Annotated in this window: 23 protein-coding genes; 21 read left to right on the top strand and 2 right to left on the bottom strand. The window is 40.0% G+C overall.

The features are described from left to right. The first annotated feature begins 53 nt into the window (after positions 1–53). From FN031_RS05375 to groL, 21 genes are all read left to right on the top strand, one after another. Positions 54–4,334, top strand: coding sequence for a phage tail tape measure protein (locus FN031_RS05375; protein WP_142558273.1), 4,281 nt, complete (start codon positions 54–56; stop codon positions 4,332–4,334). After that, complete coding sequence (locus tag FN031_RS05370) at positions 4,334–5,035, top strand: phage tail protein (RefSeq protein WP_142558272.1); 702 nt, start codon at positions 4,334–4,336, stop codon at positions 5,033–5,035. The genes FN031_RS05375 and FN031_RS05370 overlap by 1 nt, the downstream gene beginning before the upstream one ends. Beyond that, the gene (locus tag FN031_RS09165; RefSeq protein WP_260604694.1) at positions 5,032–8,868 is read left to right on the top strand and encodes a phage tail spike protein; all 3,837 of its coding nucleotides are present in this window, start codon (positions 5,032–5,034) and stop codon (positions 8,866–8,868) included. The genes FN031_RS05370 and FN031_RS09165 overlap by 4 nt, the downstream gene beginning before the upstream one ends. Further along, the gene (locus FN031_RS05355) at positions 8,852–9,052 is read left to right on the top strand and encodes a hypothetical protein (protein WP_142558271.1); all 201 of its coding nucleotides are present in this window, start codon (positions 8,852–8,854) and stop codon (positions 9,050–9,052) included. Before FN031_RS09165 ends, FN031_RS05355 begins: the two co-directional genes overlap by 17 nt. Further along, positions 9,042–9,701 carry a hypothetical protein gene (locus tag FN031_RS05350; protein WP_142558269.1) on the top strand — a complete coding sequence of 220 codons (660 nt, stop codon included), beginning with the start codon at positions 9,042–9,044 and terminating at the stop codon, positions 9,699–9,701. The genes FN031_RS05355 and FN031_RS05350 overlap by 11 nt, the downstream gene beginning before the upstream one ends. Positions 9,702–9,710: 9 nt before the next feature. Beyond that, positions 9,711–10,172, top strand: coding sequence for a phage holin family protein (locus tag FN031_RS05345; protein ID WP_142558267.1), 462 nt, complete (start codon positions 9,711–9,713; stop codon positions 10,170–10,172). Next, positions 10,159–10,491, top strand: a complete 333-nt coding sequence (locus FN031_RS05340) for a phage holin (protein ID WP_142558265.1) — start codon at positions 10,159–10,161, stop codon at positions 10,489–10,491. The genes FN031_RS05345 and FN031_RS05340 overlap by 14 nt, the downstream gene beginning before the upstream one ends. 53 nt (positions 10,492–10,544) lie before the next feature. Next, positions 10,545–12,164 carry a collagen-like domain-containing protein gene (locus FN031_RS05335; RefSeq protein WP_185928442.1) on the top strand — a complete coding sequence of 540 codons (1,620 nt, stop codon included), beginning with the start codon at positions 10,545–10,547 and terminating at the stop codon, positions 12,162–12,164. Between the two features lie 15 nt (positions 12,165–12,179). After that, on the top strand, positions 12,180–13,127 hold the full coding sequence (locus tag FN031_RS05330) for a peptidoglycan recognition protein family protein (protein ID WP_142558264.1): 948 nt from the start codon (positions 12,180–12,182) through the stop codon (positions 13,125–13,127). A gap of 203 nt (positions 13,128–13,330) precedes the next feature. Further along, positions 13,331–14,431: an SPFH domain-containing protein gene (locus FN031_RS05325; RefSeq protein WP_142558262.1), complete on the top strand. Its 1,101-nt coding sequence runs from the start codon at positions 13,331–13,333 to the stop codon at positions 14,429–14,431. A 185-nt stretch (positions 14,432–14,616) separates the two neighbouring features. Next, positions 14,617–15,396, top strand: a complete 780-nt coding sequence (locus FN031_RS05320) for a hypothetical protein (RefSeq protein WP_142558260.1) — start codon at positions 14,617–14,619, stop codon at positions 15,394–15,396. Between the two features lie 101 nt (positions 15,397–15,497). Beyond that, on the top strand, positions 15,498–15,731 hold the full coding sequence (locus tag FN031_RS05315) for a DUF1858 domain-containing protein (RefSeq protein WP_006151852.1): 234 nt from the start codon (positions 15,498–15,500) through the stop codon (positions 15,729–15,731). Then, positions 15,731–17,065 (top strand): DUF438 domain-containing protein, encoded by a 1,335-nt coding sequence (locus FN031_RS05310; protein WP_142558258.1) that lies wholly within the window; start codon positions 15,731–15,733, stop codon positions 17,063–17,065. Before FN031_RS05315 ends, FN031_RS05310 begins: the two co-directional genes overlap by 1 nt. A gap of 9 nt (positions 17,066–17,074) precedes the next feature. Beyond that, complete coding sequence (locus FN031_RS05305; protein WP_142558256.1) at positions 17,075–17,329, top strand: DUF1912 family protein; 255 nt, start codon at positions 17,075–17,077, stop codon at positions 17,327–17,329. Between the two features lie 76 nt (positions 17,330–17,405). After that, on the top strand, positions 17,406–17,696 hold the full coding sequence (locus FN031_RS05300; RefSeq protein WP_024053819.1) for a DUF4651 domain-containing protein: 291 nt from the start codon (positions 17,406–17,408) through the stop codon (positions 17,694–17,696). Beyond that, complete coding sequence (locus FN031_RS05295; RefSeq protein WP_142558254.1) at positions 17,693–18,010, top strand: thioredoxin family protein; 318 nt, start codon at positions 17,693–17,695, stop codon at positions 18,008–18,010. The genes FN031_RS05300 and FN031_RS05295 overlap by 4 nt, the downstream gene beginning before the upstream one ends. 9 nt (positions 18,011–18,019) lie before the next feature. Continuing rightward, complete coding sequence (ytpR, locus tag FN031_RS05290) at positions 18,020–18,646, top strand: YtpR family tRNA-binding protein (RefSeq protein WP_142558251.1); 627 nt, start codon at positions 18,020–18,022, stop codon at positions 18,644–18,646. 41 nt (positions 18,647–18,687) lie between these two features. Continuing rightward, a complete protein-coding gene (locus FN031_RS05285; protein WP_142558249.1) occupies positions 18,688–19,449 on the top strand; it encodes an SDR family NAD(P)-dependent oxidoreductase in 762 nt (253 codons plus the stop codon). A 72-nt stretch (positions 19,450–19,521) separates the two neighbouring features. Next, entirely contained in the window at positions 19,522–19,917 is a 396-nt protein-coding gene (locus FN031_RS05280) for a single-stranded DNA-binding protein (RefSeq protein ID WP_142558247.1), read from the top strand. A gap of 307 nt (positions 19,918–20,224) precedes the next feature. Next, positions 20,225–20,509, top strand: a complete 285-nt coding sequence (gene groES, locus FN031_RS05270; protein WP_142558245.1) for a co-chaperone GroES — start codon at positions 20,225–20,227, stop codon at positions 20,507–20,509. Between the two features lie 15 nt (positions 20,510–20,524). Beyond that, entirely contained in the window at positions 20,525–22,144 is a 1,620-nt protein-coding gene (gene groL, locus FN031_RS05265) for a chaperonin GroEL (protein ID WP_142558243.1), read from the top strand. A 95-nt stretch (positions 22,145–22,239) separates the two neighbouring features. On the opposite strand, the gene serS is transcribed toward groL, so the two are convergent. After that, positions 22,240–23,514, bottom strand: coding sequence for a serine--tRNA ligase (serS, locus tag FN031_RS05260; RefSeq protein ID WP_142558241.1), 1,275 nt, complete (start codon positions 23,512–23,514; stop codon positions 22,240–22,242). A gap of 215 nt (positions 23,515–23,729) precedes the next feature. Then, positions 23,730–24,101, bottom strand: coding sequence for a DUF956 family protein (locus tag FN031_RS05255; RefSeq protein WP_142558239.1), 372 nt, complete (start codon positions 24,099–24,101; stop codon positions 23,730–23,732). Positions 24,102–24,103 lie beyond the last annotated feature (2 nt).

The following is a 24,103-nucleotide window of genomic DNA, read 5'->3' as shown; positions in this document are numbered from 1 at the left end:
CCCTTGACAAGGCCTTCCCATTCCTTTTTGGATAAAAAAAGAAAGGAGATTAAATGGCAAGTAACATTGGCGAATTAGTCGCCACAGCAACCTTAGATGTCGCTCCTTTTCAGTCAAATGTTGGGAGGTTGAAAACTTATTTAAAAGGTGTTGATAATTCCCTAAAGGCGATGGAAAACAATTTTAAGGGAGCTGGTAATAATGTCAGCAACTTAAAAGGTCTTTTATCCCAGACTGGTTCGGCCTTAAACTCATATCAAAAAGTATTGAGTTCACAAAGCGAACGATACAACCAATTAAAAGCAAGTATTGGAGATGTTTCGACCGCTACTGCAGAGCAAAAGCAGAAGTTAGTTGAAGCAAGTGCTAGTATGACAGCTACTGCTGCTAAAGTAGCTGAATTACAAAATCGCTATGAACAATTAGCTGGATCTATGAGACGAGCTTATATCGATGATAGTGCATTCACTAAATTTGGAAAAAGCGCACAGGAAGTCGGTAATAAAATCAGTCAAGTAGGTCAAACTGTTTCTGGTTTTGGTTCTGCTTTAACCCGTGGAGTTACTGCTCCAATCGTAGCGGGTGCTGGTCTTGTAGTAAAAGCAGCAATCGACTATGAATCTGCATTTGCTGGGGTTAAAAAGACAGTAGATGAAACTGCCACTGTATCTTATAAAAACTTGTCAGACGGTATCCGTCAAATGGCTAAAGAATTGCCAGCTAGTGCAGTTGAGATTGCAAACGTAGCAGAAGTAGCAGGTCAGCTTGGTATTAAGGCAGAAGATATCTTGTCATTCTCACGTACCATGATTGATATGGGAGAATCAACTAACCTAAGTGCTGAAGAAGCTGCAACTGCAATTGCTAAAGTAGCAAACATCATGGGCTTGACATCAAACGATTATTCAAGATTTGGTGCTTCAGTTGTTGACCTAGGTAACAACTTTGCTACAACTGAAAAAGATATTGTTGAGATGACCAACCGCTTAGCCGCAGGTGGTAAACTAGCAGGATTAAGCACACCAGATATTTTAGGTCTTGCAACTGCCATGAGTAGTGTAGGGATTGAAGCAGAAGCAGGTGGTACTGCCATGGTTCAAACCCTCACTGGTATTGGTAAGGCGGTATCTGGGGTTGGCAAAGGAGCTAAAGAGAAGTTAGAGCTGATAGCTCAAATTGCTGGTACTACATCAGAAAGTTTTTCTCAAGCTTGGAAAGAGAAACCAGCGGAAGCTTTACAATCATTCATTAAAGGTTTACAAAAAGCCCACGAAGAAGGCAAGAATATGGATGGAATTTTGTCAGACCTTGGAATGAAAGGTATCCGACAAGGAAACATGCTGAAATCATTAGCCCTTGCATCAGATAAAATGAGTGCGGCAGTAAATCGTTCTAATCAAGCTTGGAAAGAAAATACTGCCTTAACCAATGAAGCAAATAAACGTTATGAGACTACTGAGTCTCAATTAAAGATGTTTAGAAACCAACTTACAGATATTGCAATCGAGTTTGGAGGGCCATTGATTAAAGCCCTAAGAGAAGGGCTGAATGCGGCAAAACCATGGATTGAAAATTTATCAGAATTAGCTAAAAAATTTAGTTCATTATCGACAGAGCAACAACAAAATATCTTGAAATGGGGATTGTTTGCAGCAGCATTAGGCCCTGCTTTGAAGTTGTTAGGCGGTGGTATCTCAGTCATTGGTGGTTTTGTTAAAGCTATCGGTGGGTTATCAAAAGGTATTGGATTTCTAAGTGGTTCAGCTAAATATCTTGCAAATCTACCAGCTGGTTTAACTGCTTTATCAAGTTCAGCGGGAGCAGCTGAAACTGCAATGGCAGGTGTATCAACAAGTGCTGGGTCTTTATCTGGTGCATTTGGTGCTCTTGCAAATCCTTTAGGATTGATAGTTGGTAGTATAGCATTAGCAACTGCAGGTCTTGTCTATCTTGGAAATGAGAAAGATAAAGCGAGAATAAAGACTGAAGAATTTGGTTCACAATTAAGTGATACTGCAAGAGGAGAGTTAAGAAGCTTCCAAAAAACAGTTGATGAAACAGCTACTGCAGTCGCAAACTTTGGAACTCACGCTGGTGATGTTGAAAAAGTAAGTGGTGCTTTTAAAAAGCTTTATGATGAGGTAGCAGAGAGCGCAGAGAAATCCAACAAACGTATGGAAGAACTAGGTGCTAAATGGGGTCTTAGTGAAGAAGATATTGCTAGAGCTAGAGAAAAGAATGGTCAGGTTGTATCTAATACAGAAGCCATGATGAATCAAATTAATGAGATTTATCAACGCCACAATGGTGATGCGAGCAAGTTTTCTCAAGAAGAAAAAGAAATCATCTTGAATAACCAAAATGAGATGATTAAAGCTAAACTTTCTATGATGAGCTTATCTGCTGAGCAACAAAAAGCAGCATTGCAAGCGCTGAATGGAGAGGTTGCAAGTCTAAATGAAACTCAATTAAAACATACAAAAGATGTTCTTAAGCAAGCCTTGGATGAAGAAAAGAATCTTTACGAAACATCTAAGAGTGAGTTGAAAGAGTTGCTCGATGGAAAAGCTATTGATCAAGAGACTTACAACAAGAAAATGCAACAACTTGAAGCTAACCACACTCAAACAATGGAAGCTTTGGGTACTAAGTATTATCAAGTTATGAAAACTCTTGATGAAAAAGTTAAAGCCCGCACTGGTCAAAACTGGAACTATTGGGAAGAAGCTAAAAAAGCTTTGGAAGAATATGGTCTATCTTATGAAGCAATTGGCCAGAAGGCAGCAGAAGCATCTGAAAAGGCTGGAAATTCTCACAGTATTCTAGCTAAATATACCAGCGATATGAGTAAGGAAGTTAAAGAAGCAAATGATGCTTGGTCTTTGCTTGTTGGGAATATTGACAAGAATGGTAATTTTGAAATTAAATCAAATGTTAAGGAAGTTATTGGAGAAGCGGCTAAATCTGCAGAAGGTTGGGAGCAACTACAATTCATTGCTAAAACAGCCGATATTAACTCTAATGCTCGTGTGACAATTGCAGAAGCCCTTGTAGAATCTGGCAAGTGGTCAACTATGACCCTTGAAGAGAAACAACTAATTGTTCAAAATCAAGCTGGTTTACAAGCTATCTTTGATAGCGAAAAGAACCTCAAGATTTGGAATGATATGCCTGCTAATGTTAAAGAGCTTCTTTTAAAGAATACTGACATCATGAGTAAGGCAGATGAAGCAACAAAAGCACTTACTAATTATGATGCTTTAGCTCCAAAACAGAAAGAATTGCTTGCTAATGATGAAAACTTTAGAAATGCTGTTTCACGCTCAACCGATACCTTAACAACCTGGAATGCAACCACTCCAATTACAAAAGATTTGAAGGTCAATCCAAATAATGTTTTGTATGGCAGTCAGCTTTCAATTGATAAACTAATTGAGTGGAATTTAGCACCTGCTCAAACCAAGTCGTTGGATGCGGTTGATAACACAGCTGGTGCAGTAGCAAGTGCATCATTAAGTGTTAACTCTCCAAAACAAGAAACACCTATTGGAATTAATGCAACAGATTTAACAGGTCCAGAATCTGCATCTGCAAGTGCTGGAATCAATGCGATTAAGCAAAACTTTCCAATCGATATCAATGCTACAAATAAAACACAAGGTGAAGCAAACTCAGCAAGTCAATCAGTAAATGCTGTTAAGCAAAATAATCCTATCAGCATTAAAGCTCAAAACAACACCCAAAGTGCTATCAGTAGCGTGTTAGGAGGTTTGGCATCTTTACCAGCTGTTAAATTTATTGATATTATCACAAGAACATTCACACAGAAACACGCAAAAGGTACAAATAATCACCCAGGTGGTCTTGCAACGGTCAATGACCAAAGAGGATCACTTTATAAGGAAATGGTTACACTTCCTGATGGTACGTCATTCATTCCACATGGTCGAAATGTGACACTACCACTACCTCCAGGCACTAAAGTTATGCGTGCAGGTAAAACTCGTAGCTTAATGAACCGTTTAGGCATTCCGAATTATGAGAATGGTATTGGTTTTGAAGATACGAAGATTTCTCACCTAACTAGACGAATTCAGAGTATCAATACTAAAGGTAGCAACCGTGGATATCAGAATACTTCTTATACAATCGGTGGATATAGTGGTGGAGATAACCAAGCTGTTGTTTCAGAATTAGTTAGCTTGAAAGAAAGTTTAGAGAATTTATTAGGTCGCTTGTTGGATAAAGATACCAATACTTACCTTGATGGACGAGTGATTGCAGAAAGTTCTTACCAATATCAAGGGAATATCATGAGAAGGGAGGGCATTTAATGTCGAATTATTTAAAAATAAATGATTTCACAACATCTGGTTTAAGAAATTGTGTGGTTGTAGACTTTGGAACAATTCGTTCTGCCATCCCTCGTTTCTCAGAACAAATGAAGTTATACGGTACAAATGGTAGCTATAATCAAGTAGATGGCGCTTATGAGAACTACGAAAGAACTATTCGTATTTTCTTTGAGCGCTTTTCTGATTTAGCAACTTTGGTTGAAAAAATCAAAGCAGTTGGAAATCAGTTGGAATTTAGCTATCAGCCTGATTCATTATTCTATGCCGATTTGCTAGATACAGAAATTATCCCCAAAGGCATGTATGGTTGGGAATTATCTATCAAACTAGACATGCAACCGTTCAGGTATCCGAAAAATGTCGCACCAGTAGTTCTAACAAGTGCTGGAACAATTGAGAATATCGGTACGGTCTATTCAGAGCCTATCATCGAGATTGAAGGCAATGGAGATGTGTCGCTCACTATCGGACGTAAAACCATGCACTTGACGATTAATAATAAAGCTACGATTGATTGCAGACAAGGAAAACAAAACATCTTCAATGCCAGTGGGGCAGTGCAGAACACACTCAGAAAACGTGGTGGGTTCTTTGAAATCCCTGTTGGTCTTAACGGTGTGACTTATACAGGCGATGTACGTAAGGTGACTATTCGTCCTAATTGGAGGTATCTAGTATGATTTATTTAACAGAAGGGAATATCCCTCTTAATGCAGCATACGATGATAACATCACGCAAGAAGCAAATAGCACCTATCAATTAACGTTTAAATTTCCTACTAACAATGTGTTATGGCAACGATTAAGAGAAGAAACATTCTTGACTGCTGATGATCTACACGGTGAACAAGATTTTGTGATTTTTGAAATCGAGAAACAGCATGGATATATTCAGGTTTATGCCAATCAAGTCATGACCTTGTTAAATCACTATGTTGTCAATCCAATCGACCTTAACAGAGATACTGGTTCAACCGCTTTAAGTCGATTCGCTGGAAGCATCACTCGTGACAATCCGTTCTCGTTCTTCTCAGATATTGATGACAGACATACCTTTAATACTGACACTAAGAACGCTATGGAAGTCTTGACTAAGGATAAACACTCTATTCTTGGTCAATGGGGTGGTGATTTAGTCAGACATGGTTATCAGATACGGTTATTAAAAAATGGCGGTTCAGAAAATGAATCGCTTTTTATGTATAAGAAAAACCTATCTAGTTATCAGCATAAGACATCTACCAAATCTTTAAAGACACGAATTACTTTTAAAACGACTGTTAAAGGCGAGGGAGAAAACGCTGATGATAAGCATTATAAAGTAGTTGTCGATAGCCCTTTAATTAATAAATACAGTCAGATTTATGAGGATGTTGTAGAAGTTAACGACCAAGATGTCAAGGATGAAGCAAGCCTTGCAGAATATGGCAAGCAGTATTTCAGAACTAGCCTATGCGACCTCATGGAAGATAGCCTTGAAATTGATGTTGTGGGTAAAAGTGATGTACCAGTGCAGATGTTTGATGTTGTAGGTATCTACCATGAGACATTCGATTTGGATGTAAGGAAGAAAATCACTAAATATACCTACACACCAATGGCTAAAAAATTAAAGTCTATTGGTTTTGGAGAATTTAAATCTGGACTAGCTAATGCGATCGGGAATGTCGTAAGTGATGCTGTGAAGAACGAGACCTATATCTTTGAAGCAAAACTTGAAAAAGAAATCAAGAATGCTGACTTAGATTTTGACCGTAAAGTTCAAGGCATCAAGGATGAAATCACAGACGGTATCGAACAAGCTAAGGCACTTGCTGAAGAAAATAAACAAATCTTATTTAATAAGATTGACAATCAATTAAGCGAGTTTGACAGAAACTACCAATCCACTATAGAAGACCAGAGGGAGAGGATAGAGAAGATTCGTAAAAACGTTCAAGATTCTTTATCTACTGCAGCATATGGTCAAGCATTGGCAGAGAAAGCTAGTGCAGATGCACTAAGAGCTCTAGAAGATGCTGAAACTGCTGCAGTTTCAGCAGACGCTAGTTTATCGAAAATCATTAAAATCAAAGACACGATTGTAACCTTTGCTAAAAAATCAGAACTAGACCCAATCAACGACAGGTTATCTATTACTGAAAGCAAGGTTGAGTTTCAAGCAGGTCAGATAACTGAGAAATTGTCACGTACTGAAGTAGATAAGCTAGTCAATGACAAAGGCTTCCAGACTGCAACTCAGGTACAGAATACAGTCAAGAAATCAGTTGATGGTTTCCAACAGACAATTTCACGCATTGAAACCAAATTGAGAGACGTTATCCGCAATGACAACCTCTTGCAGAATTCTTCCATCATCACAGCAGGAAATGGTTTAGATGGAACGTGGAGGTTAAATCAATCAGGTGGTAGTGGTAAGACAGAAGTAGTATCACTCACAGATGCGCCACATACTGCTATTAAAAAGGGTATTCGGATTGTAAATAATACAAATGGTTGGAATAAAGATATCGCACAAGGTATTAACCTAATTGTTGGTGAGAAATATACCATGTCTTGTTGGGCTAGAGTTATCAAACCAAATGTAAATCTCTTAATGCGTTCATGGACTACTAACGATAATAATCGTAGTATGAATAAACCAATCACAAATACTGATTGGGTTCGATATCAATTCACATTCACAGCAGATGCAGTCGTTAATTCAATCCAATTTGGTCAAAGTGGAAGCGGCAGTATTGAAATCTGTGGGATGAAACTTGAACACTCTGACCGTATGACTGACTACGATGTTAACTCTTCTGAAATTGTTAGTATTGTAGAATTTAACGATGTACGTGATACCGTATCATCACATACTCAAACCTTACAACGACAAGACCAAGCTATTTCACAAGTTATTCAGACTGCTGATGGCTTAGTCAGTCGTGTATCTAATTTCTTGGATGATTTTAACCTAGTTTATGACCCTACTAATTTCAGTAAGTGGGAGAAGACTGCAGCAGAAGCAAATGTAATCGAAGTACAATCGAATACCAAACTCCTACGTATTACAAGCACAGGGAATACCTCTAATGTATACCGTGGGTTCAGAGTGCCTCTTAATACTTCCACGTTTACTAAAGACGAGAAAATCAGTTATCGAATGTTCGTTTGGGTCGATGTCGTTCCTGATGCTCCTCTTGTAATGGACTTGTGGTCAGCAGATGGAGGTCTTGCATCTACACCAATTACGCTCACACAAAAAGGTCAACAGGTCATCACTGGCACGTTCACGATTAAGAAGACTAGTAATAAAGGGAAAGAGTTCCCTCTTGAAATTATATTGGCTAAAAACGGTCAGGTCGCTATCGGTCAAATTTCCTTAATCCGTGGAGACAGTCCACCCAAGAAGTTCACTGACAATACTTCTACACAGGATGTTGTCACACAAACACAAGTAGCACAATTATCAGATTCGTATGCTATCCAAACCTTGACTAGTCCAGGTGCAGTTGCATCACAAATCAATTTAGCGCCAAAGGACATCTTAATTGAGGCAGAGAAAATCCGTCTAAAAGGTAAAACACTTGCTGATGAAATCACAGCTATTGACGGTTATTTTAAGCGTTTATTTGTCGGTGATGCACGTATTGGTACGCTAAATACAGACATTATCCAGTCTAATTCCATCACAGCTGATAAGGTTGTCATGGACTCAGCGATGGCTAAGAAGATTGTATCAAGTGATGTATTTACTGACCAGTTAGCTGCTAAGAATGCCTTTATTAATAAACTACGTTCGGTAGTAGTTTCAGCAACCTTGCTTGAAGGTTTCAAAGGTCGTATTGGTGGCTTTCAAATCGGTACACATGACAAAGACCCAAGCACATATTGGCTAACTGGTACTAACCAATTCGCAGTTGGCATGAGCAATGGTAGCACAAAATGGGGTCAAACAGCCCTGTGGGTCAATTGGGGAGATAACTGGAATGAACCAAAGGAATATGCTTGGTTCGTGAAGCGTACAGGAGAGATGTACTGTTATAACAGAGCACGATTCTGGAATACTCCAAAAGTCACCGGGGACTTGGAAGTTAGTGGGAATATCTTCTTTAGAATAAATTCTTACAAAAAAGGTTACTGGTTGTCATCTGGTAACTTCAAACGTATTGAAGAGTCCAATGGATATGCGTATTTGTATAGACCAGATGACTCATATATGTGGATTCCTTTAAATAAAGACGTTTCAGACCGTAGATATAAATATAATATCGAAGATAGTAAGGTATCAGCTCTGGAAGTTATCAACCGTCTTAAAACATACAGTTATCGCAAAGAATACGATGGGAAAATCGAAGATATCTCATGCGGTATCATGGCGCAAGACGTGCAGGAATATGCTCCAGAAGCATTCCTTAAAAATCCAGATGGCGCTTACTCATATAACACATTCGCACTTGTGCCTTATCTTATCAAGGCCATTCAAGAACTCAATTACAAATTGGAGGAAGTAAATGAAGGAAGAAATTAGTCAACTAATCATCCGAAATTTAAGCGATGATATTGGAATGAAAGCAAGTGATGCAGCGACTTATAAAGCGTTGTATGAAATCACGCAAAAACAACTCAATGAAATTTTAAATCTCATTGAGTCGAACGAAGAACTAAAAACAAAATTTGAAGAAGTGAAAGGACAAATGACAAATGGCAATTAATAACTACACACTCGCAACTAAACCTTATACTCGTGGTTTTGGAGACAAAACTACAACCGTTGTAGAAATCCGTTTACAAGACGGAAACCGCTACAGCACTAACCAACGTGAACTCGTTGGAGACCGCACTCAAGACAATGAAGAAACACTTATTCAAGCGGTTCTTGATGTTATTAAAGCTGAACTAGATCCTGGGTCAGCGATCGTCAAAGCTCAATCTAAAATCGAGCAAGCTGAACAGAAGCTCGCTCAAACTGAAAATAAACAGAACGAGCTGCTTGAAATCACTGAAAAAATCAATAAGGTAGTTCGTGTTATGGCTCAAGATTCAATCATGGGTGAGAAAATCGCTTACGGTACTACTTACAAAGAACTTGTAGAACTATTTCCACTTGTAAAAACTGGTGAGAGCTACGCTCCTGGTTCAATGTTTGCAATCGAAGACCCTGAACACACTGAATTAAACGGCGAGGGCAAACGTGTCTTGATTCAGACAAACCAACAATTCATCTATCAGGGCGAATCACTCAAACAACTTGAAGGCTCGCCGTCTCAAAATGGAATTCTTGCAGTGTGGAAATGGGAAGTACCAAAAGAACCAAAGAATGAAAAAACATCTAGCGAGCTAAACACTCAACCTGTTCAATAGGAGGTGTTTATGCAAGATTTAGCATTTCACGAACTAGCAGAACATTTAAAAAATCTATCATACAGTCCGTATATTCACTTTTTCTTTTGGTTGATGATTTTAGATATTGTGACTGGCTACATCAAGGCATTCAAGACTAAGCGATTTGATAGCAAGGTAGGTACAATGGGATTGATTAGACATTTCATTGTATTTGTCGTTATCTTACTTGTGGCCATGTATGCCCGTTCGCTTGGTTTCCGTAGCTTCGGGATTGCTTGGACAATGTTTTTCTCATTCAATTATCTGTTTTCAGTGATTGAAAATTGGGAAATTATCGGTCTTGCATTCCCTGAATTTTTGAAGCCTTACATTAACCAGCTAAAGAAAGATAACGCTCGTAAAATCGGGCAGTTATTGGTCAATATTGACCAAAAAGACAAAGTTGAAGTTGAAGTCGAAGTAAAGGAGAAAGACGATGCAACAAATTAATGAAATTTTAATCAATGGAGCAATTAGCATCCTAGTCATTTTGGTAGGTGTAGCAGTCAAAGCTGTCAAAGAGTACCTGGTTCAAAAAGGCGGAGAAAAAACAATCAAGATTGTTGAAATTCTTGCTAAGAATGCAGTTAATGCAGTAGAGCAAGTATCTGCTGAAACTGGCTACAAAGGCGAAGAAAAGCTGGAACAAGCACGAGTTAAAATTCGTGCTGAGCTTAACAAATACAACATCAACATGACTGACAGTGACCTCGATACATTCGTTGAGTCAGCAGTTAAGCAGATGAACGATGCGTGGATGAACCAATAGTATACGAGAACCCTTTTGGGTTCTCTTTCTTTTTAAAGAAAGGAGGTTAGCATTTGAAAAAGGTTATCGAAAGGAAAATAACCGTTCTATCCAGTAATCGTGGTATCGAGAAACTGTATAACGAGTTTTACAGCCACGATAAAAATAATGCTGAGTTTAAGTTCACAGTCGATGATTTGACTGCTACTAAGGTAATCTGTTTATTCTATTTCAAATCCACCAAACGATACAAAGAAGTTGAAGCAGTTATCGAAGGCAATTCGTTCACGGTTCAATTTGATACATCATTGATCACGACTGATGAATCTGTTATTGGCTACATCTATTTTGAAAAAGTAGAGCAGTCAGCGGATGTGTATAGCTTTATGTTTAATGTTCATGTAAGCGAGATTGATAAGGCAGTTAAGCAACCACTTATTGAACGTGAATCAGGGCGAATTGTTAACGTCAAGGATGTTGTGACCAAGCAAGAGTTGGATGCGCTTTTTGAAAAAATTAAAGCACAAGGCGGAACTTATGACGACAGCAACCTACGTACTGAAATAAGCCGTATCTCAGCCGATATTGAAGCCTTAAAGACCAAGCCTGACAATGACACCATCTATAATGACAAGCCACTTGTAGAGCGTGTAGAGGTCTTAGAGAGCAAGCCTAACATTGACACAAGTCAGTTTGCAACCAAGCTAGAGTTGCAGAACGTTGCTCTATCTCAAGGACCAAAGGGCGACAAAGGAGAGCTTGGTCCAAAGGGAGAACCTGGCGAACGTGGCCCGCAAGGTGCAACAGGCGAAACTGGACCAAGAGGGGCAGACGGTTTACAAGGCCCTCAAGGATTGCAAGGTATCCAAGGAGAACGTGGGCGAGATGGAGAGCCAGGACCTCGTGGAGAACGAGGGGAACAAGGACCCGCTGGTTTACCTGGACCAGTCGGACCTCAAGGACCTATTGGTTTAACTGGTCCTAAAGGCGAAAATGGTCGCGATGGTGTGGGAATCCCTCAGAGATTGAGCATCAACGGGAACATTGTAACATTATCCGATGGTGGTGGGAGTATTATCTTACCAGCTAATGCAGCATCAAACACACCCGCTGGACAAGTCAATCAGTACGAAATTCACGGTCAAGGCATGCCTAATGGTAAGGTTGTAGCACCAGTTGGGACAACTTACGTTGATACCGCTGTAACTAATGGCGCTTTGAAATGGATTAAACGCTCAGGAACTGACTCTCAGGGATGGGAGGTGCTAACAGGGGACACTGGTTGGCGTACTCTCACTATTGTTTCAAAGCTAGGCAATTCATATCTAAAAGTACGACGCAAAAACGATACCGTGATGTATCAGTTTGGAGGGCTAAGCTGGGGATGGTTTGGTATTGTCAGACGTGGCGGTGCAGGGTATCAAGTCCAACCTAGTGACCGAGAAAGAAACTGCTTCATTTTAGGTTTAGGCGGAGTACCAGTAGGCTTCCGCTCGGAGTTTAGCTTAATTGGCGGTATTTACAACGACAAGGGCACACCATACGGCACTTGGTATCTTGGAGGTGCTGGAGATAGCAATATGCTACGCTTCCAATTCACTGACCCAGTACCTACTGACCGTGATATCGGAGATATTCGTGTAAGTTCAATCTCTTACTTGACTAGTGAGCCGTGGCCTAATGTCTTACCATAAGAAAGGAATTTAAAAATGGATATTGATAAAAGTAGATTAAGAACTGGACTTCCTCAGGTCGGTGTACGTCCTTACAGACAAGTACATGCTCATTCAACGGGCAACCGTAACTCAACCGCACAAAACGAAGCAGATTACCACTATCGCAAAGACCCTGAACTTGGGTTCTTCTCTCACGTAGTCGGTAATGGTCGAGTGATGCAAGTAGGGCCAGTAAATAACGGAAGTTGGGACGTTGGTGGCGGTTGGAATGCTGAAAGTTATGCAGCAGTCGAGTTGATTGAGAGTCATTCGACTAAAGAAGAGTTCATGACAGATTATCGCCTTTACATCCAACTACTACGTGACCTTGCTGATGAGGCAGGTATTCCAAAAACACTTGATACTGATAGCTTAGCTGGTATCAAGTCGCATGAATACTGTACATATCATCAACCTAACAATAATTCAGATCACGTTGACCCGTATCCTTACCTTGCTAAGTGGGGTATTAGTCGCAGTCAATTCAAGAAAGATATTGAAGGTGGCACAAATACTGAAGCTGGATGGCGACAAGGTAAATATGGTTGGTGGTGGGAGGAGTCAGATGGCTCTTATCCAACTAATTGCTGGAAAGAAATCAAGGGGGAATGGTTCAGATTTGACGAGAAAGGTCTATGTCTAATCAACCGTTGGTTTTATGACGGAAAATATTGGTTCTATCTTGATAAACGTGGCGCAACCGTTACAGGTTGGCACTTCATTAACAACCGTTGGTATTACTTCAACAAAGATGGCTACATGATCACAGGTTGGGTGAAATACAACGAAACTTGGTATTATCTCTCTGAACAAAACGGAGAAATGTTATCTAAACAATTTGTAAAATCAGAAAAAGGTTGGTACTATCTCAAAGAAGATGGTTCACTTGCTGACAAGCCTGAGTTCACAGTTGAGCCTGATGGCTTAATCACAACAAAATAAAAAAATTCAAATAGAAAGAACAAATTAATTATACACACTAGACCGCTGGCTTATGCTAGCGGTCTTTTTGTTTGCTCTAAAAAGGGGCAAAAAAGGGGCAAAAGGTTAAAACTTTTATATTTTTATGGTAAAAATTATATGTAGTTTATTTCTTATTTATGCTTATTTTATAAGGTTTCTTTCTATTATATACTTATGAAGTATTGCTAGCCCTTAAAGAAGCAATTAGTGGCACTTTTTCCGATCAATGGAAGGAGATTATTACAGTTCAGGCTTTTGATGAACATACAGCTGTCAGTCCAGGTGTTCTACAAGTTAGTAATAATGGCAGAGGAGTGAATAGTCAGGGGTCTATTGGTGTCATTTCAAATGGGTCTAAGATTTTTATTCCTGAAAATACTGCTGCTGTTATTTTTAGTCAGTCTGGAATAGAAGAAATTATCACTGAACCAGGTGGATATGAATATCAAAGTGGGGAAAGTAGTGTTTTTAATGGTGACGGGTTAAAAAAATCACTGTTTGATAATGTTGCAAATCGTGTTGGATTTGGCGGACAAAGTGATCAGCAAAAACAGATTTGTTTTGTCAATTTGAGAGAAATTCGTGATATTAGGTTTGGTACTCGTGGTCCAGTTATGTATAACGACTTGTTTTATGGAACAGACTTAGAAGTACGCGCTTTTGGAACTTTCTCTATTCAAATTACGGACGCTATCAAGTTTGTAAAAAATTTCCTTCCTGCAAATGTGACCTACTATAGCTTTGATAGTGCTCAAGCAAGAGCTCAGATAGTCACGGAATTTCTTCAATCATTTACTGTTGCCCTCAATTCGTTATCAACAACTTATCGTATATCACAATTACCTTCGCAAGCAACAGTACTTGCAAAACAAGTATCGAGTGATGAGCAGTATGCCGGTACTTGGAAAGAACGTTTTGGGTTTGAAATTATAAAAGTTGCGATTGCAAATATAGAATTCTCGCCAGAATCTAAGGAATTGGTTAAGAAATTTTCATCAAACAAGATGAATTTAAAGGCTTTTGATGATGTATCGCAGAAAGCTTCTAACATTGCCGCGCAGCAAAAAGTCGCCTCAGGAATCGAACAACACGGGCTAGGAGATGGTGCGGGAATGATTTTTGGTATGAATATGGCACAACAGTTAGATGAAAAAGCAACTAAACCAAGTTTATCATTCGATGAACAAATTGAAGCTCTTACTAAACTCAAATCACTTTTAGATGTAGGCATATTATCTCAGGAAGAGTTTGATCGAAAGAAAAAAGAGATTATGGACTTATAAGATTGACGAGATGTTACGTAATTTGGATAAGAACTAAAAAAGAGGAGGAATCCTCTTTTTGTTTTTTAATAGTATACGATTTAATCGAAAAAATATTTTAGAAATAAAGTTTGAGAACGCTTTATATTTTGTTTGATGTGTGTTATTATATAGAATGAGTATAATACATTAAATGGAGATTTTAAATGGCTGAACAAGATATCGCTATGCAAGTATTGCAGCAAGTCGTGAAACTGCCGGTTGTTAAAGTTGATCGGTCAAAATTTTTAGTGGATAAATTTTCAAATGAATTGGATCCAAAGGATGTCCCTATATTATTAGAAGAGGGACCAACGGCCTTGTTGTCTCAGGAAATTTTAGATCGAGTAGCAAATGCATGTATTAGAGATAATGTCTTGTTAGCAAGTGGGACGTCTGTTTTAGCTGGCTTACCTGGTGGGCTTGCGATGGCGGTTACTATACCAGCAGACGTAGCTCAGTTTTATGCTTTTTCATTGAAACTAGCTCAAGAGTTAGGTTATATCTATGGATACAATGATCTTTGGGCTTCTCGTGACGAGTTGAGTGAAGATGCTCAAAATACACTGCTACTCTATCTCGGTGTAATGCTAGGAGTGAATGGTACTGCCGCTTTACTTCGTGCTGGTGGTGTTGCAATTGCCAAGCAAGTGATGAAAACTGTCCCTCAAAAAGCCTTGACAAAGACACTTTGGTATCCTATTTTGAAGAAAGTTTTGAAAATTTTTGGGGTAAATCTGACGAAGGGTGGCTTAGCCAAAGGAATGGGGAAATTCATTCCGATATTAGGAGGTGTCATCTCTGGAGGGTTAACGTTTGCGACCATGAAGCCGATGGGAGAAAGCTTGCAAAAGGAATTGTCTAAATTGGTTAATTATGATGAAGTACAATATCAGGAAGATATAGAAACCATTCGAAAAGAAGCAGAAATCATCGAAGTAGAATAATAGGAAGAAACTAGTAGTCTTGTACTGCTAGTTTTTTTATCCAAACCCTTGTGGTATAATAAAAAAAGAAAAATTAGTTTGAGAATGTATTGGAGGTTATGATGGATAATATTATTGATGTATCGATCCCTGTTGCAGAAGTAGTAGACAAGCATCCAGAAGTTTTAGATGTTTTGGTTGAGCTTGGTTTTAAACCTCTTGCAAATCCCTTGATGCGTAATACTGTAGGGCGAAAAGTTTCGCTCAAACAAGGCTCAAAACTTGAAGGGACTCCTATGGATAAGATCGTGCGTACGCTTGAAGCAAATGGTTACGAAGTGATCGGGTTAGACTAATGACAGATGAACGTATTCATATCCTGCGGGATATTTTATTAGAATTGCATAATGGAGCCTCTCCGGAGTCCGTTCAGGAACGATTTGATGCTACTTTTACAGGTGTATCTGCTATTGAGATTTCACTTATGGAGCACGAGTTGATGAACTCTGACTCAGGCGTTACCTTTGAAGATGTCATGGAACTTTGTGATGTGCATGCCAATCTCTTTAAAAATGCTGTTAAGGGCGTAGAAGTTGAGGATACCGAGCATCCTGGTCACCCTGTGCGAGTCTTTAAGGATGAAAATCTAGCTCTCCGTGCTGCTTTGATTCGGGTTCGTAGATTGTTAGACACTTATGAATCTGTGGACGATGAGGAAATGCTGGCGGAGATGCGCAAAGGCTTGGTACGTCAGATGGGGCTTGTTGGTCAATTTGACATTCACTACCAGCGCAAGGAAGAACTCTTCTTTCCCATCATGGAACGTTATGGACATGATTCACCTCCCAAAGTTATGTGGGGAGTGGATGACCAGATTAGGGAACTCTTTCAAACAGCTTTAGTGGCAACTAAGTCGCTCCCAGAAGTGCCGATTTCCACTGTAAAGGAAGCTTTTGAGGCCTTTGCGACAGAGTTTGAAAGTATGATTTTTAAGGAAGAATCTATCCTCCTTATGATATTGCTCGAATCTTTTAACCAGGATGACTGGATTCAGATTGCTGAGGAAAGTGATGCCTATGGATATGCTATTATCCGTCCGTCAGAAAAATGGATCCCAGAACGTCAAAGTTTTGTTGAGGAAAAAAGTGTAGAAGAACCAACTCAGCCAGAAACTGTAGATGGACAAGTTCAGCAAGTGATTGATACACCAGAAGGTCAGTTTACTATCACCTTTACACCAAAGGAAAAGGAAACGGTGCTAGATCGCAATAGTCAACAGGCGTTTGGCAATGGTTATCTATCAGTTGAGCAGGCAAATCTTATCCTTAATCATTTGCCGATGGAGATTACCTTTGTTAATAAGGATGATATCTTCCAGTATTATAATGACAATACTCCAGCGGATGAAATGATTTTCAAGCGGACACCGTCTCAAGTTGGACGGAATGTCGAACTATGTCATCCACCAAAATATTTGGAGAAAGTCAAAGCGATTATGCAAGGTCTTCGTGAGGGGAAAAAAGACAAGTACGAGATGTGGTTCAAGTCAGAATCACGTGGAAAGTTTGTCCATGTCACTTACGCTGCAGTACACGATGAGAACGGAGAATTTCAAGGCGTGCTAGAGTATGTTCAGGATATTCAACCCTATCGTGAAATTGATAGCGACTTTTTCCGTGGAATAGAATAAGGAGAAGCAATGAGTTACGAACAAGAATTTATGAAGGAATTTGAAGCCTGGGTTAATACCCAGATCATGATCAACGACATGGCTCTTAAGGAAAGTCAAAAGGTCTATGAAGAAGATCAAGATGAGCGTGCTAAAGATGCCATGATTCGCTACGAGAGTCGTTTGGATGCCTACCAATTCTTACTTGGTAAGTTTGAAAACTTTAAGGCAAGCAAGGGATTTCATGATTTGCCAGAAGGCTTGTTTGGTGAGAGAAATTATTAATGTTGAGAAATTAGAAAGGGGGAGTGGAACTCCCTTTTTCATTGTTCCTTGAGCCTTTTTGTGTTACAATGTTAGCATGAAAACGAAAAATATTATTAAAACAGGTTTGGTTGTGGCAGGACTTGGAGCCCTTGCCTTTGGTGCTAAGAAAGTAGCTGATGATCACAAACTCATGAAGACACAGGAAGAGTTAACGGCTATTGTGCGTGACTATTTCTCAGAAATGGGTGAGATTGGTACTCTCTATGTCCAAGTATACGAAAGTAGCTTAGAACGTCTTGTTGGTGGTGTCATTTTTGAAGATGGTCGTCACTATACCTTTGTCTATGAAGATGAAGATCTCATCTACGAGGAGGAAGTCTTATGATTTCTCCTAAAAATATAGAAGAATTAGCAAATCTAGTAGAGCAGGATGGCAAGAAAGTCTTCCTTTTTGTTGCGGATTGGTGTGGCGATTGCCGTTATATCTATCCTGCCTTGTCAGAGATTGAAGAGGCAAATCCAGAGTTCACTTTTATACGGGTAGACCGTGATGACTACATGGAATTTGCTAAACTTTGGGATGTATACGGGATTCCAAGTCTTGTTGTTTTAGATAAGGACAAGGAGATTGGACGTTTTGTCAATCGTGACCGTAAAACCAAGGGGCAAATCAATGACTTTTTAGCAAGTTTGAAATAGGAGAAAAGAATGATTTTTACATATAATAAAGAACATGTCGGCGATGTCCTTATGGTCATCGTGAAAAACAGTGGAGATGCCAAACTAGATGTTGAGCGTAAAGGTAATGTAGCGCGTGTTTTCCTAAAAGAAACTGGTGAAACTGTCGCATGGAACATTTTTGAAGTTTCTAGCATGTTTGAAATCGCTGAGCGCGGACAAGTCTTTTTAACTGACGACCAAGTAGCACGTTTGAACCAAGAATTGCAAGAAGAAGGATTTGCTGAAGAAATCATTAACGACAAGGAACCGAAATTTGTGGTTGGAGAAATTGTAGAGATGGTTGCTCATCCAGATAGCGACCACCTCAATATCTGTCAGGTTGCTGTTGGGAAGGACAAAACAGTACAAATTGTTGCAGGTGCTCCCAATGCGCGTGTCGGTTTGAAAACCATTGTAGCTCTTCCTGGAGCTATGATGCCAAAAGGGAATCTCATTTTTCCAGGTGAACTTCGTGGGGAACAGAGTTTTGGTATGATGTGTAGTCCTCGTGAACTTGCCTTGCCAAATGCTCCCCAAAAACGTGGGATCATTGAATTGTCAGACGACCAAGTTGTTGGAACGCCCTTTGATCCAGCTAAGCATTGGACTGCTTAAGAAGTTGCAAGTATCTGTCGTACTAGATGGAAGGAAATGATATGGCAAAAAATGTAGTCATTACAGGTGCAACATCAGGTATCGGTGAGGCAATTGCGCGTGCTTACCTAGAAAAAGGTGAAAATATCGTTCTTACAGGGCGTCGAACAGAAAGGCTCAAAACTCTAAAAACTGAGTTCGCAGAAGTCTTTCCAAATCAAAAAGTCTGGATCTTTCCCTTAGATGTTACAGATATGAACATGGTAAAGACTGTTTGTTCAGAAATTTTAGAGACAGTAGGTCAGGTTGATATCTTGGTCAATAATGCTGGACTGGCTCTCGGTTTAGCACCCTATCAGGACTATGAAGAGTTGGATATGTTGACCATGCTGGATACCAATGTCAAGGGTTTAATGGCGGTTACACGCTGTCTCTTGCCTTCCATGGTAGCAACTAATCAAGGGCATATTATCAATATGGGTTCTACTGCAGGGATTTATGCATATGCTGGTGCAGCAGTCTATTCAGCAACCAAGGCTGCAGTCAAAACTTTTTCAGATGGGATTCGGATTGACACCATTGCGACTGATATCAAAGTGACCACTATTCAACCTGGTATTGTAGAAACTGATTTTTCAAAAGTCCGTTTCCATGGAGATGAGGCACGGGCGGCAACAGTCTATCAGGGACTTGAAGCCTTGCAGGCGCAAGACATCGCAGATACTGTAGTTTATGTGACCAGTCAACCACGTCGTGTGCAAATCACAGATATGACCATCATGGCCAATCAACAAGCAACTGGATTTATGATTCATAGAGATTAATATTATTAAAAAAGTTACAAATCTTGTAACTTTTTTTCTTTTCCTTCGAATAGATAAGTAGGAGGATGAAAAATGTATAATAAAGTTATCATGATTGGACGCTTGACGTCTACACCAGAATTGCACAAAACTAATAACGACAAGTCAGTGGCTCGTGCGACGATTGCTATTAACCGTCGTTTCAAGGACCAAAATGGGGAACGTGAAGCTGACTTCATCAATATTGTTGTCTGGGGGAAACTTGCTGAAACTTTGGCTAGCTATGCAAGTAAAGGCAGTCTGATTTCTGTGGATGGGGAACTTCGTACCCGTAAGTTCGAGAAGAATGGTCAGATCAACTATGTGACCGAAGTTCTCGCTACAGGCTTCCAACTTTTAGAAAGTCGTGCCCAACGTGCTATGCGTGAAAATAATGCAGGCCAAGACTTAGCAGATCTTGTTTTGGAAGAGGAGGAACTTCCCTTCTAAAATGATAGGAGGCTGGGACAAAAGTCCTAGCCTCTCAATTGTCTTTGGATTGTCGAGCAAGACGCAGTGGTTGAGTGGGCTCTACTACGCTGATTTCATCAGCTTTTATAGCCCTACTCAACTGTGCGGAGGTGGGACGACGAAATCGAATTCTAACGAATTACCGATTTCTGTCCCACTCTCTTTTTTATGCTATAAATCAGACTTTTTCCTTGACTATTTTTGACCAAGTGATACAATAGAACTATGGTTTAGCACTCATGTGTAAAGAGTGCTAATAATATGATTGTATTATGGAGGAAGACAAATGTTGAAACCATTAGGCGACCGTGTGGTCTTGAAAATTGAAGAAAAAGAAGCAACTGTTGGGGGATTTGTCCTCGCAAAATCAGCCCAAGAAGAAACGAAAACAGCTACAGTAGTGGCTACTGGACAAGGTGTTCGTACCTTGAGTGGTGAACTAGTTGCTCCAAGTGTAAAAGTTGGAGATCAGGTTTTAGTTGAAGCTCATGCAGGTATTGATGTCAAAGATGGGGATGAAAAATACCTCATCGTAGGTGAAGCTAGTATCTTAGCAATCGTTGAAGAATAGAAGGAGAAAGTAAGTATGGCAAAAGACATTAAATTTTCATCAGATGCTCGTTCTGCTATGGTTCGTGGTGTTGATATCCTAGCAGACACTGTTAAAGTAACCTTGGGACCTAAAGGTCGTAATGTTGTTCTTGAAAAATCATTCGGTTCTCCATTGATTACCAATGATGGTGTAACAATCGCTAAAGAAATCGAATTGGAAGACCATTTTGAAAATATGGGTGCCAAACTGGTATCAGAAGTAGCTTCTAAAACCAACGATATCGCTGGTGATGGGACAACTACTGCAACAGTATTGACACAGGCTATCGTTCGCGAAGGAATCAAAAACGTTACTGCTGGTGCAAATCCAATTGGTATTCGTCGTGGAATTGAAGCGGCAGTTGCTGCAGCTGTTGAAGCCTTGAAAAACAATGCTATTCCAGTGATCAATAAAGAAGCTATCGCTCAGGTTGCTGCTGTTTCATCTCGTTCTGAAAAAGTTGGGGAATACATCTCTGAAGCCATGGAAAAAGTTGGTAAAGACGGAGTTATCACTATTGAAGAATCACGTGGTATGGAAACAGAACTTGAAGTCGTAGAAGGAATGCAGTTTGACCGTGGTTACCTCTCACAGTACATGGTGACTGATAATGAAAAAATGGTTGCAGACCTTGAAAATCCGTACATTTTAATCACAGACAAGAAGATTTCAAATATCCAAGAAATCTTGCCACTTCTAGAAAGTATTCTTCAAAGCAGTCGTCCGCTCTTGATTATTGCAGATGATGTTGATGGTGAAGCTCTGCCAACCCTTGTTTTGAACAAGATTCGTGGTACTTTCAACGTTGTTGCTGTTAAGGCTCCTGGTTTCGGTGACCGTCGTAAAGCTATGCTTGAAGATATCGCAATCTTGACAGGTGGTACCGTTATTACTGAAGACCTTGGACTTGAGTTGAAAGATGCTACCATCGAAGCTTTAGGGCAAGCAGCTAAAGTGTCTGTAGATAAAGATAGCACAGTCATTGTTGAAGGCGCAGGAAATCCTGAAGCGATTGCTAACCGTGTAGCTGTCATCAAGTCTCAAATCGAAACAACAACTTCAGAATTTGACCGTGAAAAACTCCAAGAGCGCTTGGCTAAATTATCAGGTGGGGTAGCAGTTATCAAGGTCGGAGCTGCAACCGAAACTGAATTGAAAGAGATGAAACTCCGTATCGAAGATGCTCTTAACGCTACTCGTGCGGCAGTAGAAGAAGGTATTGTTGCAGGTGGTGGTACTGCCCTTGTTAATGTTATTTCTGCTGTTGCAGCCTTGGAGTTAGAAGGGGATGAAGCAACAGGACGCAATATTGTTCTTCGTGCATTGGAAGAGCCAGTTCGCCAAATTGCCTACAATGCAGGCTATGAAGGTTCAATTGTGATTGATCGTTTGAAACATGCAGAACTTGGTACAGGCTTCAACGCTGCGACAGGTGAATGGGTTAACATGATTGAAGCAGGTATTATCGATCCTGTTAAAGTTAGCCGTTCTGCCCTTCAAAACGCAGCATCAGTTGCAAGTCTTATCTTGACAACAGAAGCCGTTGTGGCTAACAAGCCAGAACCGGTAGCACCAGCTCCAGCTATGGATCCTTCAATGATGGGTGGTTACTAATAAATAAAAACAGGTAGAAATCATAATTTCTACCTGTTTCTTTTGAATCACTTAAAAAGAGGGAGCTCAGCTTCCTCTTTTTTTATCTGAAAATGTTATGGTTTGATGACTTCAGCTCCACCCATGTATGGACGAAGAACTTCAGGAATAGTTACAGAGCCATCTTCATTTTGATAGTTTTCAAGAATAGCAGCGACGGTACGCCCAACGGCAAGTCCAGAACCATTCAAGGTGTGGAGAAGTTTAACCTTACCATCTGCTTCATCACGGTAACGGATTTGGGCACGACGTGCTTGGAAATCTTCTGTATTTGAACAGCTTGAGATTTCACGGTAGGTATTTTGTGCTGGGATCCAAACTTCCAAGTCGTAAGTCTTAGCAGCTGAGAATCCCATATCTCCTGTAGAAAGAGCAACTACACGGTATGGCAAGTTGAGTTTTTGAAGGATGTTTTCAGCGTTAGCTGTCATTTTCTCCAATTCTTCATATGACTCTTCAGGTTTAGCAAATTTAACCATTTCAACCTTGTGGAATTGGTGCAAACGGATCAAACCACGAGTATCACGACCAGCAGAACCAGCTTCAGAACGGAATGATGGACTCATAGCAGTAAAGTAGATTGGTAGTTCCTTACCATCAATGATTTCATCACGGTAGTAGTTAGTCAAAGGTACTTCAGCTGTAGGAATGAGGACATAGTTGGTATCACTGAGCTCAAAAGTATCTTCCTTGAATTTTGGATATTGTCCTGTACCAAACATAGAGTCATGGTTGACCATGTAAGGGGTGATGACTTCAGTATAACCTTCCTTACCATGTTCATCCAACATAAAGTTGTAGATGGCACGTTCTAAGCGAGCTCCGAGGCCTTTATAGAAGAGGAAACGAGCTCCAGTGACTTTTCCACCACGTTCCCAGTCAAGGATACCAAGGTCTTCACCAAGATCCCAGTGGGCTTTTGGCTCAAAGTCAAACTCACGAGGAGTGCCCCAACGGCGAACTTCTACGTTATCGTCTTCGTCTGCACCAATAGGAACACTGTCAGCTGGAATGTTTGGAAGAGTCGTAGTAAATTCTGTCAATTTGGCATCGATTTCCGCTAATTCAGCATCTAGTGCTTTGACTTCAGCAGATAGGGTTTGCATGGCAGCAATCTTATCATCGGCATCTTCCTTGTTGCGCTTAGCTTGAGCAATTTCAGCAGAGACCGTGTTACGCTCAGCTTTGAAGGTTTCGACCTTAACCAAGATGTCACGACGTTTAGCGTCGATTTCTTTCATCTCATTCAAGATAGCAGCGTCTACACCACGCGTAGCCAATTTTTCAGCGACAGCTTCAAAATCTGTACGAATTCGTTTGATATCTAACATAAGTTCTCCTTTATATGAAAAAAGCACACCTGACAAAGCGTTGGAGTGGCAGAGCCACGGTTCCATCCAACTTCACAGATGTGCACTTGATTGTGTATTTTATTTAAAACAACGGTAGAATTTCACTTATCCCCTCTATCTGCTCGCAGCACCCGCAGACTTTCTGAAAGAAGAGGATAACCTACTTATCCGTTGCTATGATTATACTAAACTTTCTATTTTTTTGCAAATAGATTTTTGATTTTATGACCGATGATTTGGAGTAAGGTTGGAAGCTTAACAACCTTTTCATTTCCGATTTTTTCCCGAGCAATTTTAAGAATTTTTCCGGAGTCTTTTGAGGCAAAGAGGAATTTTCCTTGGTCTGTAAAAACTTCAAAATGACGACTAACCTTACGGCCTGAAACATTGGCTCCGATTTGATTAACGCTAGACCATGGGATTTGAATATAATCCTCAATATTGCGATCCGAGTAAAACTCCAAGGCTTGGTCTCCTACCAGAAATTTTCCAACTTTTCCTTGTATAGAGAGGTAAGAAGTTCCAGTAGTTTGCATGTCAATGACCTTGTTAAGAGATTGTGCCATGT

This window comes from Streptococcus mitis (assembly GCF_902159415.1).
GTDB lineage: Bacteria > Bacillota > Bacilli > Lactobacillales > Streptococcaceae > Streptococcus > Streptococcus mitis_BG.
The sequence above is the reverse complement of the archived record's forward strand: the minus strand, read 5'-3'. Positions and strand labels throughout refer to the sequence as shown.

What these genes read in the sequence shown, in the direction of transcription:
- FN031_RS09165 (WP_260604694.1), top strand. Translation starts at nt 5,032, where the DNA reads ATGATTTATTTAACAGAAGGGAATATCCCTCTTAATGCAGCATACGAT.
- serS (WP_142558241.1), bottom strand. Translation starts at nt 23,514, where the DNA reads ATGTTAGATATCAAACGAATTCGTACAGATTTTGAAGCTGTCGCTGAA.
- groL (WP_142558243.1), top strand. Translation starts at nt 20,525, where the DNA reads ATGGCAAAAGACATTAAATTTTCATCAGATGCTCGTTCTGCTATGGTT.
- FN031_RS05340 (WP_142558265.1), top strand. Translation starts at nt 10,159, where the DNA reads ATGCAACAAATTAATGAAATTTTAATCAATGGAGCAATTAGCATCCTA.
- FN031_RS05345 (WP_142558267.1), top strand. Translation starts at nt 9,711, where the DNA reads ATGCAAGATTTAGCATTTCACGAACTAGCAGAACATTTAAAAAATCTA.
- FN031_RS05305 (WP_142558256.1), top strand. Translation starts at nt 17,075, where the DNA reads ATGAGTTACGAACAAGAATTTATGAAGGAATTTGAAGCCTGGGTTAAT.
- FN031_RS05315 (WP_006151852.1), top strand. Translation starts at nt 15,498, where the DNA reads ATGGATAATATTATTGATGTATCGATCCCTGTTGCAGAAGTAGTAGAC.
- ytpR (WP_142558251.1), top strand. Translation starts at nt 18,020, where the DNA reads ATGATTTTTACATATAATAAAGAACATGTCGGCGATGTCCTTATGGTC.
- FN031_RS05255 (WP_142558239.1), bottom strand. Translation starts at nt 24,101, where the DNA reads ATGGCACAATCTCTTAACAAGGTCATTGACATGCAAACTACTGGAACT.
- FN031_RS05375 (WP_142558273.1), top strand. Translation starts at nt 54, where the DNA reads ATGGCAAGTAACATTGGCGAATTAGTCGCCACAGCAACCTTAGATGTC.
- groES (WP_142558245.1), top strand. Translation starts at nt 20,225, where the DNA reads ATGTTGAAACCATTAGGCGACCGTGTGGTCTTGAAAATTGAAGAAAAA.
- FN031_RS05285 (WP_142558249.1), top strand. Translation starts at nt 18,688, where the DNA reads ATGGCAAAAAATGTAGTCATTACAGGTGCAACATCAGGTATCGGTGAG.
- FN031_RS05300 (WP_024053819.1), top strand. Translation starts at nt 17,406, where the DNA reads ATGAAAACGAAAAATATTATTAAAACAGGTTTGGTTGTGGCAGGACTT.
- FN031_RS05320 (WP_142558260.1), top strand. Translation starts at nt 14,617, where the DNA reads ATGGCTGAACAAGATATCGCTATGCAAGTATTGCAGCAAGTCGTGAAA.
- FN031_RS05280 (WP_142558247.1), top strand. Translation starts at nt 19,522, where the DNA reads ATGTATAATAAAGTTATCATGATTGGACGCTTGACGTCTACACCAGAA.
- FN031_RS05310 (WP_142558258.1), top strand. Translation starts at nt 15,731, where the DNA reads ATGACAGATGAACGTATTCATATCCTGCGGGATATTTTATTAGAATTG.
- FN031_RS05295 (WP_142558254.1), top strand. Translation starts at nt 17,693, where the DNA reads ATGATTTCTCCTAAAAATATAGAAGAATTAGCAAATCTAGTAGAGCAG.
- FN031_RS05330 (WP_142558264.1), top strand. Translation starts at nt 12,180, where the DNA reads ATGGATATTGATAAAAGTAGATTAAGAACTGGACTTCCTCAGGTCGGT.
- FN031_RS05355 (WP_142558271.1), top strand. Translation starts at nt 8,852, where the DNA reads ATGAAGGAAGAAATTAGTCAACTAATCATCCGAAATTTAAGCGATGAT.
- FN031_RS05370 (WP_142558272.1), top strand. Translation starts at nt 4,334, where the DNA reads ATGTCGAATTATTTAAAAATAAATGATTTCACAACATCTGGTTTAAGA.
- FN031_RS05350 (WP_142558269.1), top strand. Translation starts at nt 9,042, where the DNA reads ATGGCAATTAATAACTACACACTCGCAACTAAACCTTATACTCGTGGT.